The sequence below is a fragment of the Nodularia sp. UHCC 0506 genome (genome assembly GCF_034931045.1).
Lineage (GTDB): Bacteria > Cyanobacteriota > Cyanobacteriia > Cyanobacteriales > Nostocaceae > Nodularia.
The window spans coordinates 16,725-34,597 of the sequence record NZ_JAYGHH010000028.1; the positions used below are offsets into that span (position 1 = coordinate 16,725).

Annotated in this window: 13 protein-coding genes; 4 read left to right on the top strand and 9 right to left on the bottom strand. The window is 41.6% G+C overall.

Annotated elements, in window-relative coordinates; genetic code table 11:
• Window positions 1-88: 88 nt before the first annotated feature.
• Window positions 89-1,072, bottom strand: a complete 984-nt coding sequence (locus tag VB654_RS15660; RefSeq protein WP_323214734.1) for a metal ABC transporter solute-binding protein, Zn/Mn family — start codon at window positions 1,070-1,072, stop codon at window positions 89-91.
• A 353-nt stretch (window positions 1,073-1,425) separates the two neighbouring features.
• Between VB654_RS15660 and VB654_RS15665 the strand changes: the two genes are divergently transcribed.
• Complete coding sequence (locus VB654_RS15665; RefSeq protein ID WP_323214705.1) at window positions 1,426-3,000, top strand: iron uptake porin; 1,575 nt, start codon at window positions 1,426-1,428, stop codon at window positions 2,998-3,000.
• Window positions 3,001-3,426: 426 nt separating this feature from the next.
• Here VB654_RS15665 and VB654_RS15670 read toward each other — a convergent pair whose 3' ends face one another.
• Both VB654_RS15670 and VB654_RS15675 read right to left on the bottom strand, forming a co-directional pair.
• Window positions 3,427-5,154, bottom strand: coding sequence for an NFACT family protein (locus VB654_RS15670; protein WP_323214706.1), 1,728 nt, complete (start codon window positions 5,152-5,154; stop codon window positions 3,427-3,429).
• Window positions 5,155-5,785: 631 nt separating this feature from the next.
• Complete coding sequence (locus VB654_RS15675; RefSeq protein WP_323214707.1) at window positions 5,786-6,280, bottom strand: RNA-binding protein; 495 nt, start codon at window positions 6,278-6,280, stop codon at window positions 5,786-5,788.
• Window positions 6,281-6,842: 562 nt separating this feature from the next.
• Between VB654_RS15675 and VB654_RS15680 the strand changes: the two genes are divergently transcribed.
• Window positions 6,843-7,169: a hypothetical protein gene (locus VB654_RS15680; RefSeq protein ID WP_323214708.1), complete on the top strand. Its 327-nt coding sequence runs from the start codon at window positions 6,843-6,845 to the stop codon at window positions 7,167-7,169.
• On the opposite strand, the gene VB654_RS15685 is transcribed toward VB654_RS15680, so the two are convergent.
• The 4 genes from VB654_RS15685 to trpS all read right to left on the bottom strand — a co-directional run bounded on the left by VB654_RS15685 (window position 7,159) and on the right by trpS (window position 13,592).
• A complete protein-coding gene (locus tag VB654_RS15685) occupies window positions 7,159-9,441 on the bottom strand; it encodes a M48 family metallopeptidase (protein ID WP_323214735.1) in 2,283 nt (760 codons plus the stop codon). The genes VB654_RS15680 and VB654_RS15685 overlap by 11 nt on opposite strands.
• A 205-nt stretch (window positions 9,442-9,646) precedes the next feature.
• Complete coding sequence (gene prfC, locus VB654_RS15690) at window positions 9,647-11,275, bottom strand: peptide chain release factor 3 (RefSeq protein WP_323214709.1); 1,629 nt, start codon at window positions 11,273-11,275, stop codon at window positions 9,647-9,649.
• A gap of 323 nt (window positions 11,276-11,598) precedes the next feature.
• Window positions 11,599-12,522 (bottom strand): methylenetetrahydrofolate reductase, encoded by a 924-nt coding sequence (locus tag VB654_RS15695; RefSeq protein WP_323214710.1) that lies wholly within the window; start codon window positions 12,520-12,522, stop codon window positions 11,599-11,601.
• Between the two features lie 59 nt (window positions 12,523-12,581).
• Complete coding sequence (gene trpS / locus VB654_RS15700) at window positions 12,582-13,592, bottom strand: tryptophan--tRNA ligase (RefSeq protein ID WP_323214711.1); 1,011 nt, start codon at window positions 13,590-13,592, stop codon at window positions 12,582-12,584.
• Window positions 13,593-13,838: 246 nt separating this feature from the next.
• On the opposite strand from trpS, the gene VB654_RS15705 reads away from it, so the two are divergent.
• Window positions 13,839-15,020, top strand: coding sequence for a DNA cytosine methyltransferase (locus VB654_RS15705; protein WP_323214712.1), 1,182 nt, complete (start codon window positions 13,839-13,841; stop codon window positions 15,018-15,020).
• Here VB654_RS15705 and VB654_RS15710 read toward each other — a convergent pair.
• Together VB654_RS15710 and VB654_RS15715 are read right to left on the bottom strand one after the other, a co-directional pair.
• Window positions 15,001-15,279 carry a hypothetical protein gene (locus tag VB654_RS15710; RefSeq protein WP_323214713.1) on the bottom strand — a complete coding sequence of 93 codons (279 nt, stop codon included), beginning with the start codon at window positions 15,277-15,279 and terminating at the stop codon, window positions 15,001-15,003. The genes VB654_RS15705 and VB654_RS15710 overlap by 20 nt on opposite strands.
• Window positions 15,280-15,725: 446 nt before the next feature.
• Window positions 15,726-15,974: a helix-turn-helix domain-containing protein gene (locus VB654_RS15715; RefSeq protein WP_271918831.1), complete on the bottom strand. Its 249-nt coding sequence runs from the start codon at window positions 15,972-15,974 to the stop codon at window positions 15,726-15,728.
• Window positions 15,975-16,213: 239 nt separating this feature from the next.
• On the opposite strand from VB654_RS15715, the gene VB654_RS15720 reads away from it, so the two are divergent.
• Window positions 16,214-17,782 carry a B12-binding domain-containing radical SAM protein gene (locus VB654_RS15720; RefSeq protein ID WP_323214714.1) on the top strand — a complete coding sequence of 523 codons (1,569 nt, stop codon included), beginning with the start codon at window positions 16,214-16,216 and terminating at the stop codon, window positions 17,780-17,782.
• Window positions 17,783-17,873: the final 91 nt, after the last annotated feature.

Genomic DNA, 17,873 nt, shown 5'->3' on the forward strand with positions numbered 1-17,873 from the left:
AGATTTCTTCAGTCAGCCCTAATTAATTATTCATTGATAATGACATCAAAACAAATGATTATCAGGTGTCGCTGTCTTGTCCATCTAATTATTTGCACCCAGCCTCTAGAGTTTGCAAGTTATTTCTCATTGCTTGGAGGTAATGCTGGGGATTGATATCGCCACCAACAGTTTCTAGAGAATCCAAATTACGCACAGTTATACTCAAATCTTGGGCAAGACTGGTTAATAATTTATTATCTACCCCTGCTTCGCTGAATAAAGCTTTAGCGTTATAGTTTTTTACAGCCTTGACAGCTTTCTGCACATCTGCGGGTGAAAGTTGGTCTTCAGGAATTTGCACCACAGCCACTTGTTTGAGATTATAGCGTTGAGCTAAATATGGAAAGGCATCATGAAATGTAATAAAAGTGCAATTAGGAGTTTTCTGCAAAGTTTGTTGAAATTCTTGATCTAAGTTGTCTAATTCTTGAATATAAGCCGCAGCATTCGCCTCATAAGTAGCTTTATTCGCAGGATCAGCTGCAATTAATCCATCCCGAATATTTGTTACCTGCTGTTTTGCTAAAACTGGATCTAACCAAACGTGAGGATTTCCCTCAGCATGGTCATGGCTATGTCCGTGGCTATGTCCGTGGCTATGTCCGTCTCCTGTTACCGTTTTATCAACCGGGGAAATTTCATCTAAAATTTGAATCCCTTTACTAGCATCAATTTTAACTAAATTAGGATTTTCGGCATTTTTTACAGTGTCGTCCAAAAATTCCTCTAATCCCAAACCATTTTTGACTAAAATACTGGCTGTAGAAATCGCTTTAACATCATCCGGTGTTGATTGGTAATCATGCACCCCCGTGGTCGGTGGCACGAGAATTGATACATCTGCGGCATCTCCAGCTACTGCTTTAGTAAACAAATACATGGGCAAAATTGTGGCCACAACTTGAGTTTTTTCTGCCGTTGCTGGAATAGCTGCTGCTTCCTCTGCTTTGGGTGTTTGTTCTGAAGTTACTCCTATATCTGTGTTTGATTGGTTACAGCCCACAGCCACCGATAAGGTGAGTAAAGCCATTAATGACAGGACAAGTCTGTTTTTTTTGCCTGTTTTAATTCCTAAAGGATTCCAAATCACACTTTTCCCCTCTAAACTAATGATTACTCTACTTTTGTCAGACTTCTTCATTGAGAATGAAATTCGTTTACTATTATAGAATAAGTATCATTCTCACACAATCCTGCAAAAAATGTATAATAGACCACAAAAATAACTGTTTAATATCTCACCAGTAGGTAAAGACCAGTTTTTAGCTTATTGAGAATATTCTTAAACTACTGTTAACATTTGGAAAATACTTTTTTAAAAAAGGTATTCTCGAAAACATTCGCCCTGAGTGCAATCTACAATCAACAAGTGTGAGGAAGGAAATGCGAGAGTTCTGGAAATATTTACTGGTTAGTCCTGTATTTGGCGGTACTATACTGGTTTTTTGTACTGCCGTGTATGCAGGGGAAATACCCACGAGGGCAGAAATAAATAATTCAGAGGTTAAAGCTGAGAATCTCACAAAAAATCAGGTAATGGCGCAAATTACCTCAGTTTCTCAGTTATCGGATGTGCAACCTACTGATTGGGCTTTTCAAGCATTGCAATCGTTGGTAGAACGTTACGGTTGTATTGCAGGTTATCCCAATAGCACTTATCGCGGTAATCGGGCGTTAACTCGATATGAATTCGCTGCTGGTTTAAATGCTTGTTTGGATCGAGTGAATGAGCTAATTGCTACTGCTACTAGCGATATGGTGACACAACAAGATTTAGGCACATTACAAAGACTACAGGAAGAATTTGCCGCAGAACTGGCAACATTAAGGGGTCGGGTGGATTCACTAGAAGCCCGCACATCTGAATTAGAAGCCAATCAGTTTTCCACTACAACCAAACTGGAAGGGGAAGTAGTCGCAGTTATTAGTGATGTTTTGGGCGGTAATGAAAATATCACGGATAATAATACAACTCTGGGAGTGCGATCGCGCATTGAATTTGTTACCAGTTTTACAGGGAGAGATACCCTAGTTACTAGAATCCAAGCTAACAATATTTTAGGCCCTGACATTGGTACACAAGAAGGTAACTTAGCCTTTGCTGGTGAGGATGGTACTACAAATGCGGAAATAGATGCACTGTTTTACGAATTTCCCCTTGGTGCAAAAACACAAGTAATTGCGATCGCTAATGCCGGTGCAGCAGATGACATCACTGATACAGTTAATATCTTTGACGGTGATGGTAGTACTGGGGCTTTAAGTACTTTTGGTACACGTAACCCAATTTATAACCAGATGGATGGTGCGGGTTTAGGAATAACCCACCAGTTCAGTAATCAATTAGCACTCAGTTTAGGGTATTTAAGTGGTGCAGCGAATGATCCCTCACCCAGAAATGGTTTGTTTAACGGTGCTTACGGTGCTTTGGCACAGCTGACGATCAGACCAAGCGATCGCATTGCGGTAGGTTTAACTTATATCAATTCTTACAGACAGCCATTAGCTACAGGTAGTAATGCCGCAACCTTCCAAACTTTATTAGCAAACGATGCAGCTTTTGCCAGTGATTCCTATGGTATCCAAGCATCTCTCGGTATCAGTGAAAAATTGGTATTAGGTGGTTGGGCTGGATACACTAACAGCCGTGCCTTGACAGGCGATCGAGGAGAAGCTGACATTTGGAATTATGCCGTTACCTTGGGCTTTCCTGACTTGGGTAAAAGAGGTAACTTAGCCGGAATTATCGCTGGTGTAGAACCTAGAGTCACAAGTTCCAGCATTCCAGGAGTGGGCAGAGATCGGGATACTTCCTATCACCTTGAGGCTTTCTACCAATATCAGCTAACTGAAAATATTACTATTACCCCTGGTATAATTTGGTTAACATCTCCAAATCATAACAATGACAACGATGATGTTGTGATTGGTGCGCTCAGAACTAGATTTAGTTTCTAGATAGCACAAAATTTCCGCAGAAGGCGTAAAAATGATTTTTGCGTCTTCCCTATTTTACACGTAACAAAAAAAGACCAGCATTGCACAGCTGGCCTCAAATATTTTTTCCGCGTTGTCTTCTCAGTAGAGTAAAAACCAAATTGCGCGTTCCCAAAACCAACGGGCAACTTTTCTTAACAATATTGTAACAGTCTACACAGTTTTTTTATAAAAAAATATAAAAAAAAGATATATCTGAAAAAACTAACCTCTATCTTTAAGAATAAATCTCAGATACCGTGAGGAAGAGGCCGGGGCGCAGGGGGGGATAAGATTTTAACAATGAATGCGGATTTCATAAAATAACCAACCTCACCCCAGCCCCTCACCTTCTCCAAAGGGAGACGCTACGCTAAAGCAAGGAGAGGAGAGAAGCCGAATTACGAATTACAAATTACGAATTAACTGCGGTTGTCCCCAGAGGATACGCTCTTGCTTGTAAATGGCAATACCTGGTTTGGCTCCTTTGGGTTTGTAAACGTGCTTGGGCTGAGTATAAACTACTGGTACTTGCTCACTCTGACGCGCACGACTGTAGTATGCGGCAAGATTAGCTACAAATTGTAAATCAGCTGCTTCTGGAACTGCACCAGGTTCTAAACGCAGTAACAGATGACTTCCAGGAATTTCTTGAGCATGAAACCACAAATCATAATCCCCAGCTACCCGAAAACTTAATTGGTCATTTTGGCGATTGTTACGACCAATTAAAACTTCAAAGTTGTTAGGGGTGCGGTAACGATGAAAGTTTGTAGCGGCTGTTGCGCTGGCACTGCGGCTGCGGTATCCTGGATCTTCTAAATATTTCTGTCCAATTAACTCGTCGCGGATTTCTTCTAAAGCCTGTAAATCTGCTGCTGCTTGGTAGTTTTCTATCTGAGCTATCGCCGCTTCTACTTGTTCTAAATAGCTAATTTCTGATTCTACATCAAAAAGTAACGGTTCCACAGCCACACGAGCGCGTTTGAGTTTTTGGTGCTGTTTATAAAGGCGTTGGGCATTTTGGACAGCGTTTTTATCTGGTTGCAAGGCGATCGCTATGGGTTGATTTGTCTCAAAATCAGATAGGATAATTTCTTTCATCCCTGGTTGCCATTGTTGCAGATTGGACATCAACAAATCAGCTTTTGCCCGGTATTCATCCGCTTGATCTGATTGCTGCAAGCGTTCGGAAAAGGTTTGGGCTTTGTTACGTAATTTTATGAGAATATTATGTAATTTCTGGTTTAATTGATGCCGCAACTGAGCAAACACCTGCTGATTTAACTCATCAGTGTAGTAGCTATTCAGTAAAGTTTGGATGTTTTTTTCTGATGCAACTGCGCCCCAATCCATGACGGTATAACCATTTGCTGTCCAAGCTGGGTGAAATTTACTTACATCCAAAGCTTGTAGCCATTCTTGCCATCGCGCAAACAGTCTTTGCCAGTCTTCAGGTGTGAGGTTATCGGTTGTAGTTTCTGGGGATAAATCGGCAGCAAGTAACATGGATTCGACCAGTGCCGAACTCAAGCCGCTATAACTTTTTAATAACTGACGCTTGATTGCTCCTGGGACTAAGCTGACCCGTTCTTGCCAGCGTTCTGGGGATTCGTTCAAACTGGGAACAGGGCCAGTTAGTTTTGGTGGGGTTTCATAAGGCTGTCCGGTTTGGATGGGACGAACGCTAGACTGATGCTGCCCAACTTGATGAGCAGCTGTGATAATCATTTTGCTGGCATCGGTGAGGATAGCATTGCTGTATTTGCCCATTACTTCCACATATATATGATATAGTGCGTCTTCTCCAGGACGACGGGCAAATTGCAAATCCACAACACGCTCCCAAGGCGCGATCGCTTGAATGTCCACCAGCGCCAAACCACCCAATTGATGTACTAATTGTTGGCTAAAAGTAAAGGTATCGGGTAATCGTGGTGGTGGTTCGCCAATACAAATCCGCGCTGCTTGGGGATGCCAAGAAATTTCTAGCCAATCCCTCTGTTTTAGGGTGCGTAATGCGACAGCAATAGTATAGCGATCGCGCTGATAAACTTGTTCTAATCGAGATGGCAGCCAGTGTGCGCGTAATTCGCTACAAGAAGCTGTGAGAGTAGTATAGTCAACTGGTTGCACAAGAGTTATGATTACTAATTACTTACTGAACCAATGCGGGTTCTTTCACCGTTTGCTGCAAAATTTGGGTGTAAAGTTCATCTAGCTGAATGGCTACACCATACTAGCGTTCATCGTTTGTATATTGCTAATTCTCGGAATGTGTCGTCAAAGTTTCGCCGCGCAAACTTAACTAAACTATTTAGGCACTTTGATTAATCTTTATTTTAATTTAATTATGTCCAACAATTTAATATGTTAAGTAACTGGTCTATAGTGATTTACATAGTAATTCACCGGAATTTATTTATACGTAAAAAACTATATTTATATCTAATGCTTTTGATAGATAAACTTCGATAAAGCAACCCACCTCCAAAACTAGCTCAGAGGTGGGAATTAAGATATGGCGATCATAACTTGGATCAACTCATCACTTGTTTTGGTAAAATGCGCCCAACATCCTTAGACAAAATCCTGTTAATATGTCTGGTGTATGCGTGAATAGAAGCGGATTTGACCAAAAGTTGTGATTGCAATGACAACAGTTGCTAAATTACCATTTAATTCATTCACCAAGAAAAAAGAGCATTATGGGGAATTAAAACCTCAAAACCACAATTTTTAAGTTTTAATTCCCATCCCCATAGGCTCAATTTGTAGTTTGTGCCGCTAACATCTCCTTGAGCTTTTCTAATTCAGAAGCCCAACGTGGATCTGGGCGAATAGTATCTGAGTCAGCACTTGTGCTGGTTTCCCTAACACCACCGCCACCACGCCGTGACTTCTTAGCGCCTTTCTCCCGACGGCTACCTTCTTTTTGGATAGTAGGAGCAGGATGACTGGTAGCACTACTCGCTGGTTTAGGAGCTTGGTCTTCACCCTCCTCACCTTTTGTGCGAGGTAATGCTTTCTCTAGTTTTATGGGAGTCTCTTTGAACAATTGACCATTATACTTTTCAATAATTTGATCAGCTTGTTCATCATTGTTGACTGTGAGAAAACCGAAACCACGGCATTTACCTGTTTTACGGTCTTTAATGAGTTTTGTTGTTACAGCTTCGCCTTCTTCGGCAAAAACTGCTTGTAGATCCTGACGATCTATTTCTTCTTTTGGCAAATTGCCTATATATAGGCGAACGGACATGAACTATACCTCCAGAGTTGAACGAACATGGCAAGGCAAGAAAACAATCACTTGGCTTTGGCTGTAAATAGATGCTATTGACCAAGACTGCCGTAAACCAAATTTTTTACTCCAAACTGTCAACCTATACAATACAGTTTTTCGTTGGGATGAAGCTTGTTTAATACAAAAGCGCATACAACGCTCGGCTAATACCACCTTAATTCTAAGAATCGTAAATTTATAAGCCTTGGCTTGTTAAAGTAAATATCTTCTTTGATGACCTTGCCCGCAGAATTAAATACCATTCCTTACATTACCACGGTATTATCTACGTAGCTAGTTCAGAGCATACATTTTCCACCATAGCATTAATATATCGTAGCATAAAATACATTTTTTTTCTCAAGGAAGGTTATCAGAAGCAAAAACCAGCCATTGGCTGGTAAATGAACTGCTGTATAGAAAGGGAAATCAGGATAGATTTGCACAAATTAGCTAATTTTTGACAACTACGCTATATTGGCAAGCTAATTCAGCTTTATGGTAGTTTGTAAATAAATGTAACGCTCATTCATAAAATTTGCAACTTTTATTTACATTCCCAGAAGAGGCAGGGGTGCAGGGGAGAAGAGGCAGGGGTGCAGGGAGCAGGGGGGAAAACTTACTCAGGACTCCGAACTCAGGACTCCGAACTCAACACTCCGAACTCAGGACTCCGAACTCAGGACTCCGAACTCAGGACTCCGAACTCAGCACTCAGCACTCAGCACTCAGCACTCAGCACTCAGCACTCAGCACTCAGCACTCAGCACTCAGCACTCCGAACTCAGCACTCCGAACTCAGCACTCAGCACTCAGCACTCAACACTCAGCACTCAGCACTCAGCACTCAACACTCAGCCTGTAAGAAAGATGTATGCACCCCAAAGCAGTGCAGCCAGTGCCACAACAATAGACCAAATTGGATGAGGGCTATGAATGGTTTTACCACTTTGAGTTTGCACTGTGTGAATATCAATCCAGGGTGTTGCTCCTCGGCGGAACCAGCCTGTGACTATAATTTGCCGACCCATTAAATCTTGGGGATTCACTGATTGTCCCAAGGCAATGTGGTGTAATTTCACTAGCCCTTTACTAGATTGCAAAATTAAATCTTGTCCTAAGCAATTGGCAGTACCTCTACGACCTAATAGCTTTCCGACCAGTTGGACTTTAATGCTATCAATAGGAATTGTAGATGGATTAACTAAGAGATTGGGCAGACTGTGATCATTCTGCACACTAACAGTTTTGATATCTGGAAAAAACGAATTTATCCGAAACACCATCCCAACACTAAAACTAATCAGCAAGCAGCCGATCACAAAAGTCCAATCGTCGTATATCCACTTTAAATTTAACAACCTGAAAGTGAATGCAGTTTGCCACGTCAGCCAAATCAAACCCGCAAAGACAAAACCCAGGGGAATGCCCAAAAAGGGCGCGATTTGTAATAAGAAAGATTGGCGCTTCACCTGAAAACTTCGCTGACTACTTAGATGTAGTTCAGGGTCTATATGCCAATGGCGGGCAATTTGACTCAGGCGTTGGATGCGATCGCCTATTAAGGGATGGCTATTATTAATCGTAAACCAACGGCTATAAGGATGAACAGCATCCCACATCAAGAGAGTTTCAAAGGGCATTTGACCTGCAAGACTACCTAAAGAAAGACTTTGCTGATAACCAACTGGAATAAATAAATTTAAACTTTCCAAATGCCAACTAGTTTGTTCTGCTTTTTGGATATCAACAGCAATTCCGATAGCAATTTTCAGTAAGGCGCGAGTCAAAGCATTGGGATTACCAGTAATTTCGGAGGCGAGGCGATCGCTATAGTACAGCCGCAACCGCGACAACCATAAACTAATTCCAGTCAATAAACACCAAAGTCCATAAACAGTACTAGCCAAAATGATTATTGGTTTATACCAAATCCCTTCTGATTTCTTGTTTCCCCAAATTGATATTTGCTGATATAGCCCATAAATTGGTAGTGATAGCAGCAATACTAAAGACATCACCACAAAATCCCAGTGAGCAATATGCCCTAGCTGTGTTGCATAAATAGTAGCAATTTCATCATCTGCCAGTTGCTCTAATAACCCCTGACTGACTACAATTCGGGCGTTGCGGGCGAGATTACCATAAGTGAGTGCCATTGGTGCAGCTATGGGCAGAATTCGCAATTTCGGCGACTGCCAGCGACGCTGTTGGCAGTAACGTTGTATTACTCTAGCTGTTTCTCGACTGTGGTTATGTAATACATCTTTGCTCAATTCTCGCTGTCCATAAAAACCTGCTAATAGCCAATCTAGCAACCAGGGTGATAGTCCAATTAAGATGAATAAAACTATCAATAAAAATGAGGTGGGGTTGCGGTAGAGGAACTGTAATGGTTGTAGGTATGGTAGCTTGATTAAAGCAGTATTAATAAAACCCGTAACTAAATTGACTATCTCTCGCAGTAGCCAAAACAAACTCACAAATGTCCCAACTGCTAGTAACCGCAAGGGAATTAGCTTAGGTTTACGCAGTGGTTGCCATACCTTGGCACGTTTTGCTTGTCGCCAGTAAATACTGGATGATGGGCTGTGAATATGTTCAGCCCCAGAAGTTTGTGTATAGCTGGTAGAACCGAAAAAACTGCCTGAGATACTCGCAGGTGTTTCTGTGATGATTGTGTTTTGGTACTCAACTGATGGTGGTATGGCCGTATTCCGCAAGTTACCTGACTTCACAGGCGATGAATTGCCATCTCTGGTAGTTTCTGCTACTGTATTTTGGGGTTTGTGTTTTGATGCAGCAGAGTTTTGAGAATTATCCGCAGCCACAAATCCAGTAGCCGAGGTTTTTTTACTACTTTTTTTGCTTTTTGTCAAGTACGTGAGAGCAAGTTCAGCCCATTCTTTAACTTGCTGGTTTTGGCTTTCAGTGAGAGTTTGGCACAGGACGGTGGCCTTGCGGATTTGTCCAATGCGTGCGTAAGCCATCACTAAACCAACCCGTGCCTGTAAGTTAGCGGTAGAATTTTCTTGACTACTGGCAACAGGCGTGAGTTTAGCGATCGCAAGTTGGTAATTTTCTTGTTTGAGGGCGACTAAACCGACCTCCAAAGACAGTTCGGCATCTGAATGCATAGAAATTTTGGCACTCCAATGTCTACTAACTGATCCACAGTGGGTATGGCAAAGTGCTGAGTGCTGAGTATCAACCCAGTTTCTTCCAGGGCTTCCAGCAATCAACATTGCCTTAACCGCCTTAGCGGTTGCTATACAAAAGCGCAAATCTTGAATACCATCGTGAGTGAATATCAATTGCGCCCGGTTAGTCCCATCAAGTGAATTATTCCTCCACTGGTTGTTGAACAGAATACACCGGGGCGATCGCACTTAATTTTAACTCTGGATGATCTCCCTGTAACTGTTGGCAATTCCATTCATTACGGAAGAGCAAAACTGGCCGTCCCATATTATCTTTGACAGTAGTGGTATTGAAAATCCGTCCCACTTTATTCAAAGCTTCCCAACCACCTTCAACCCAACGGGCGACGCTGTAGGGGAGTAACTCTAATATGGTTTCTACACCATACTCGTTTTGCAAGCGAAACTGCACCACTTCAAATTGCAACTGACCTACTGCGGCCATAATCGGGTCACGTTTGGCTTCATCAGATGAATACATAATTTGGACTGCACCCTCTTCGCGCAATTCCGAAATACCTTTTTGAAATTGCTTAAATTTAGAGGGGTTAGGGTTTCTCAGAGTTGCAAACAGTTCTGGTGAAAAATAGGGGATTCCTTCATATTCGAGCTTTTGACCTGTGTAAATAGTGTCACCAATTGCAAAAACACCCGGATTGTTTAAACCAATGACATCCCCAGGATAAGCTGTCTCAATCGATTCTCTTTCCTGGGCAAAAAGCTTTTGCGGGCGAGACAATCGCACGACTTTGCCAGTCCGCGCATGATTCACTGTCATATCTTTTTCAAACTTTCCTGTGCAAACCCGGATAAATGCCACACGGTCGCGGTGTTTGGGGTCCATATTCGCTTGCAGTTTGAAAACAAACCCTGAAAAGTCGGGATAAGTGGGGGGAATTTCACCCATACTGCTATTATGTGCGCCTGGCTTTAGGGCATACTTCAAGAAGTAATTCAAGAATAACTCTACCCCAAAGTTAGTCATGGCACTGCCAAAAAACACTGGAGTCATCTTACCTTGATGCACCAAATCTAAATCCAGTTCTGGGCCAACTCCGTCTAAAAGTTCTAAATCATTTTTCAGTTGCTGGTAAAGGTCATCTTCTAGCAGTGCCGCAAGTTGGGCATCACCTAAATCGACAGTAGTATCGCGGGCTTCCCGGCTACCGTGGGCGCTGCGTTCAAATAAGTGAATTTTTTGCTCGTGGCGGTCAAATACACCTTTAAAGCGATCGCCCATGCCAATTGGCCAGTTAACTGCATAGGTTTGCAAACCTAATTCCTGCTCAATTTCATCTAACAGTTCCAGGGCTTCTCGTCCCGGACGGTCGAGTTTATTTACAAATGTAAAAATAGGCAGACCCTTTAATTTACATACTTCAAATAACTTCCGTGTTTGGGGTTCCAAACCTTTTGCCACATCAATCAGCATCACCGCATTATCAGCAGCTGCTAAAGTCCGATAAGTATCTTCACTAAAATCTTGGTGTCCTGGTGTATCGAGTAAATTTATTTGACAATTTTGATAGGCGAATTGTAACACCGTCGAGGTAATAGAAATTCCCCGTTGTTGTTCCATAGCCATCCAATCTGAAGTCGCCTTACGCTGCGCTCTCCGGGCTTTAACTGCACCAGCTTCGTGAATAGCACCCCCGTATAACAGGAGTTTTTCTGTGAGGGTAGTTTTACCCGCGTCAGGGTGAGAAATAATCGCAAAATTGCGTCGCAGTTCTACTGCTTTATCTAGTTCTGTCTGAATTTCAGTTGACATAAACTGTATTGTTTTCCTTCTTGTTTAATTTATTTTAATTTTTTATCATCAAAAAGATTGGGAGTTTGTACTATCTGGATGAGTTGTCAAAGCCACCAATGGGTGAAACAGTGCGGAAAAGAACCCCAGCCCCTCTCCTTGGACTATCGTGTACAAACAAGTGATCGAATCACCCCCAAACCCCCAATTATAGGGGAACAAGAATTTTCAAAGTCCCCCAAACTTGGAGGATTTAGGGGGCAAAACAGGCTCAAACGCAGACAGGCAGAACTGATGTGTACACGATAGTTGGTAAGGATAGGGGAGAGTTTGATGTAGGTTATTTAGTTAACATTCGTTACTGGTGTAACTCCGGCTAAATCTAAAATTGGCGCGATCAAATCTTCCCGCTTCACAGCCATGATATGGATACCTTGACATAATTGGCGGGCAAGCTGCACTTGTTCAGCTGCAATTTTCATTCCTTCTTCCAGGGGGTCTTGTGCTTTTGCCAATCTATCAATAGTTTGCTGAGGAATATTTACACCGGGAACACAGCGATTAATAAACTGGGCATTTTTTGCCGATTTCAACAGAAAAATTCCTGCCAAAATTGGTTTATTATAATTAACTGCTACAGTTTCCATAAATTTTTCTAGCCGTTCAAAATCTGTAATCATCTGACTTTGAAAAAATTGCGCCCCTGCTTCAATTTTGCGTTCAAATCGCTTTTGTAAACCTGACCAACTGGCAGACTGCGGATCTACAGCCGCACCAGCAAATAAGTCAGTCGCTCCATCAGGGAAAGGCTTTTCATTCAAATCAACACCCTGATTCAGCTTCCGAATCAATTGCAGTAGACGCACAGATTCCAAATCAAACACGGCTTTAGCATTGGGGTGATCGCCAACTTTCACCGGATCACCAGTCAAAGCTAAAATGTTGCGGATACCCAAAGCATGAGCGCCCATTAAATCAGCTTGTAAACCAATTCTATTGCGATCGCGGCAAGCCATCTGACAAATCGGCTCAATGCCATTTTGTAACAAAATCACTGACGCGACTAAAGAAGACATCCGCAATACGGCGCGGCTACCATCGGTAATATTGACGGCATGAACCCTCCCCTTAAGGGTCGCCGACATTGAAATCATGTGTGTGACATCTACCCCTTTAGGGGGTGCTACCTCGGCGGTAACTAAAAATTCGCCTGCTTGCGCGGCGCGACGAAAGGAATTTAAAACTGTGGGATTTTGGGTATCCTGCATAACATTAATGTTTCGGTTTCCTTAAAGGCTATAACGAATTACGCCCAAAAGTGAAACCTTTACAGAGGTAGAGTATAGCCCAAAGCCGTTTTTACCTGTGCCAAAGTTTGATTAGCGATCGCCTCAGCTTTTTGTCGTCCTTCCCGCAAAACCGAGTCTAGATAAGCTTTATCTGCCATCACCGCCTGATATTTTTCCTGTATAGGCGTTAAAGCATTAATTGTGGTTTCTATCAACAAAGGCTTAAATTGTCCCCAACCCATATCTTGACATTCTGCGGCTACCTCTTCCTTCTTCTTTCCAGACAGCAGCATATACAAACTTAACAAATTGTTACACTCTGGACGTTCTGGATCATCGAAAGTTAGACCCCGAACCTGATCAGTTTTACAACGCTTAATCTTATATTGAATCTGCTCTGGTGGGTCTAGTAAATTAATCCGGCTTAAATCCGAAGGATCAGACTTGGACATTTTGCGCGTACCATCCCCCAAACTCATCACCCTTGCGCCTTCCTTACGAATTAAAGGCTCTGGTAACTTGATGACTGGCTTGTTAGGTTTACCAAATTGGTGATTAAATCTGTTAACAATATCTCTTGTCAATTCCAAGTGTTGCTTTTGGTCTTCACCTACTGGCACTTTATCAGCTTGATATAGCAAAATATCAGCAGCCATCAGCACAGGATAATCCAGCAAGCCGACATTCACATTTTCACCTTGCTTAATCGCCTTTTCCTTAAACTGAATCATGTCTTGCAACCAGTTTAAAGGTGTAATGCAATTAAACAACCAGGTAAGTTCACTGTGGGCAGAAACGTGAGATTGCACAAAAATAGTAGAGTGATTTAAATCCAGACCACAAGCCAGATAAAGCGCCACCAGGGTATAAGTATCAGAAGCTAACAGTTTGGGGTCGTGTGGGACTGTAATCGCGTGCAAATCAGCCACGAACAGGTAATTATCGTATTCGCTCTGACCTTCTACCCAGTTGCGAATAGCTCCCAAGTAGTTACCCAGATGGTAATTACCCGTTGGTTGAACTCCAGAAAGAATACGCTGCTTGCCCATAAATTTCAACTTAATTTATCTCAAATCCGCCCTCTATAAAGTGGCGATTACAAAACTCATTCAATTTTGACACTTTCCCGGACAACTGGCTGTTAAGTGATGATTTTTATCTCAAGGATTCTGGACAGTACGCTGACAAAAATAGATGTTGTTCAGTGTTCTAGCCCCTGGTTTTGACGACGAGGTATGCTTGATCTATTGTAGACAATATGTCACACTTAGCCAGAAGTTAATATCAAGCATCCAATGCAAGGAACACAACTTGACCTTTTTCCTCATAAGGATGAGCGTAATCCTATCAAAAAGCAAAAGCAGCCAAAGTTAGGACGTTATGAGCGTATTCAGCGCGAACTAGATAGAGATAATTCTGATCAATATAAGACATTTGTTGATATCAGTTATCCACCAAATCTATTATCTAAATATACATTTGTGGATCTATTTTGTGGTGCGGGGGGAATCACACAAGGGTTATCACAAGCTGGATTCATACCATTAGCTAGTGTAGAAATTAGCCCAATTGCTTCTGCTACTCACAACAAAAATTTCCCCCAATGTCATCACTTTTGTGGAGATATTGAACAATTTTCTGCCCAAGATTGGCTGCAACAAATTGGCTCACATGAAGTAAATGTTGTTGTTGGTGGTCCACCATGTCAGGGATTTTCAGTAGCAGGAAAGCGTGACCCGAAAGATCCGCGCAATAGATTATTTTATGAATTTGTACGTGTAGTTTCAGAAATACGCCCTTGGTATGTAGTGATGGAAAATGTACCAGGTATTTTGACAATTCAAAAAGGCAGTGTGAAAACAGCAATTATTGAAGCTTTTAAGTCTATTGGTTATCCTCACATTTCTGTGGCAATTCTCGAATCTGCTGCTTATGGAGTACCACAAATTCGACCAAGAGCTATTTTTATAGCTAATAGATTTGGAATGCCAAACCCTTATCCTAAATCTCAATTAAGCATTGAAGAATATAAACCTATTGAGTCAGCCATTTCTGACTTACCAGAATACACTCCCATCGCAGAGATTAACCATGATTGGACTAAACATTCACCGGAATATATGGAACGTCTGGCTCAAGTTCCTCCTGGTGGTTCGTTATATGAAAAATTTGTAGATGCGTTCAAACGACAATATGTTGGTAAACCAAGTATGACTGTAAAAGAAAATCATGGTGGTACTCATATTCACCCATATTTAAATCGGGTAATTTCAGCACGAGAAATGGCAAGATTGCAAACCTTTCCTGATTCATTTATTTTTGAAGGAACTATGAAAAAAGCTATGTGGCAAATTGGTAATGCCGTCCCACCACGTTTGTCCGAGTGTATTGGTTATGCACTTATTCCTTATTTAAATGATATTGCAATTAATCACAAAAATTTAGTTAAAGCTACTATTATTGAGCAGATTGATTGAATTTTTCATTTAGGGCATTACGCCACGCAGCAAAATCATACCAACCGCATCCAACACAGCCTTCTTCAGCCTCAACACCACGCTGATGTATAGAAGGCCAATCTTCACCTTTTTCGTACCAAAACTGAATACCAAAAGGTGTACCTCGTTTACCAGTTTTAATACAACGCTCGCAACTTCTAGATTTCAAAAGATTATGATTACCAGATGTATCTTTCTTCAGTAATTGAAACTTTTGCCTGATTTCATGCTCACTCATAGAGCTTAAGTGTGGAGGCTCACTGGCTCCCCAACGCTCCATCGGAAACCTGTGATCAATTACTAACTCATGAGCAGCTCGTTCTCTCTGTTCTATGATATCTATATATGAATAAACTGTGAGAATTCTTTTAACTAACGAAGCTGGTATATTAGCAGCCGAATTAGATAATTTTATCTCACCTGTCCAATGATCCCACGTTGTTTTTTTGCCACAAATTTCACAATATCTAATTTCAGTTTCAATAACAAGTCCAGGTCGTTGTTTATTACCACGTTGTAATCCTTGAATACCACCCCCACCTGCATACTGATCAGATCCAATTTCTTTTGTTTCATGTCCACGGCAATGCTATTTTTGATCTGACAACAAATTAAAGACTTTCAATTGGGTTGGGGCTTTATTCAACTGATGCCGAATTGTTTCTCCTAAATCTTGTTGGTTGTTCACTGTATTTTATCTGCTTCTATTTCTAGGTTTTTGAGAAGAATAGAAACACTAATGCCTAAGCCATTAGCAAGACTTACCAAAGCAGTGAGGGAAGGGTTTCTGACTCCACGTTCTACACCGGATATGTATGTGCGATCTAAGTTAGCACGTAGTCCTAACTCTTCTTGTGAAATCCCCTGTTCTGTTCTGTATTTCCTTACTAGAGAACCCAAAGCACAAAGAATCTTTTGTTTCGACTCATTCATGTGCCGATTGTGAATGTCTATGGACTATCAGTCTACGGACTATGTGTCACATTAGAGTTTATTGCTTTTCTCCAAAGTCAAGTTAGAGATATACGCTAATTGCTAATTTCTTTCTGTTCTTTGACTTCAATTTATATATGTGTAATTTTTACAAGTAATTTTCATAAAACTTAATATTTGCTAGAAAAACTAACAGTAACCTGGGAAGTAATAAATTCCTATGCCGGGGTGTGTGCTTTATGAAAGCCTTATTACTATGGCCAATTATGCCTAACTCTTTCTGGTCTTACCAGGAAACCCTTGATTTGGCTGGTTTACGTTCTACAAATCCCTCATTGGGTTTGATTACAATAGCCGCAATGCTGCCGAGTGATTGGGAAATCAGATTTGTAGATCGCAATATCTCTCTAGAGACAGATACAGATTGGCATTGGTGTGATTTGGTGATCATCTCTGCAATGATTATCCAGAAACAGGATTTCCAGAAACTAATTCAAAAAGGGGTAGCCTTGGGTAAAAAGGTAGCTGTAGGTGGACCTTTTCCAACATCCGTACCAGAATTTGCTTTGGAAGCGGGAGCAGATTATTTAATCTTAGATGAAGGTGAATGTACTATTCCCATGTTTTTAGATGCTCTGGCAAAGGGTGAGCAACAGGGAATTTTCCGATCCCCAGAAAAACCTGATGTTACCCAAACACCAATTGCTCGGTTTGACTTGCTGGATCTGGATGCTTACTTAGCAATCACAGTCCAATTTTCCCGTGGTTGTCCGTTTCAATGTGAGTTTTGCGACATTATCAACTTATATGGACGCAAACCTCGCACCAAGACACCAGAACAAATGCTCCAGGAATTTCAAGTTCTTTACGATTTAGGCTGGCGACGATATGTGTTTGTAGTGGATGACAATTTTATCGGTAATAAACGTAATGCCAAGGTATTTCTAAAAGCCCTGATTCCCTGGATGGAAGAACATGATTACCCGTTTATTTTAATCACCGAAGCTTCGCTCAATTTGGCAGAGGATGACGAATTAATTGAGTTGATGGTGAAAGCAGGATTTACGATGGTATTTATGGGAATCGAAACCCCTGATACAGATAGTCTTGTGGGTATTCATAAAGTTCAAAATACACGTCATGACTTAATTGAATCTTGCCACAAAATTACACGGGCAGGACTACAGATTATGTCAGGTTTTATTATGGGCTTTGATAATGAACGTCCTGGTGCTGGTCAACGGATTGAACAATTTATTGAAGAGACTGGTATTCCTCAAGCAATGTTGAGCTTGCTGCAAGCGTTGCAAAATACAGCGATGTGGAATCGTCTCCAGCAGGAAGGCAGATTACTGGATAATTTAGGAACAGTTCACCAGGGTGCAATTATGAACTTTGTTCCGATGCGGCCAATAGCAGAAATTACCCAAGAATACATCGCAGCATTTTGGCACATCTATGAACCGATGTCTTATTTAAAGCGTACCTTCCGCCATTTTCGCATGATGAATGGTTGGCGGGGTAAAACTCAGCGTCATCTAACTGGGACTGAGATGCGTTTATTTGTGACGATTTGCTGGCGACAGGGTGTGGTGCGTTCAACTCGGTTGCGTTTCTGGTGGCAATTAGTGGCGATCGCTCTAACTAAACCCCGTTTATTGTACGATTACTTGACAGCCTTGGGTGTGGGTGAACACTTCTTCAAGTATCGTTATGAGGTAAAGGCGCTGCTAGAATCACAACTTGCCGTATTACAGCCAGTGAAACCACAAAAAGATATGGTTTATGAGCTAGAGTCTGTACAGTGATATTTTCCCATTCTGAACAGTATCAGTCCTGAATTTAGGTGCGAGTGTTTTTGCCAAGTTTTGGGGTTCTTCATTACCTAGTATGATGGTA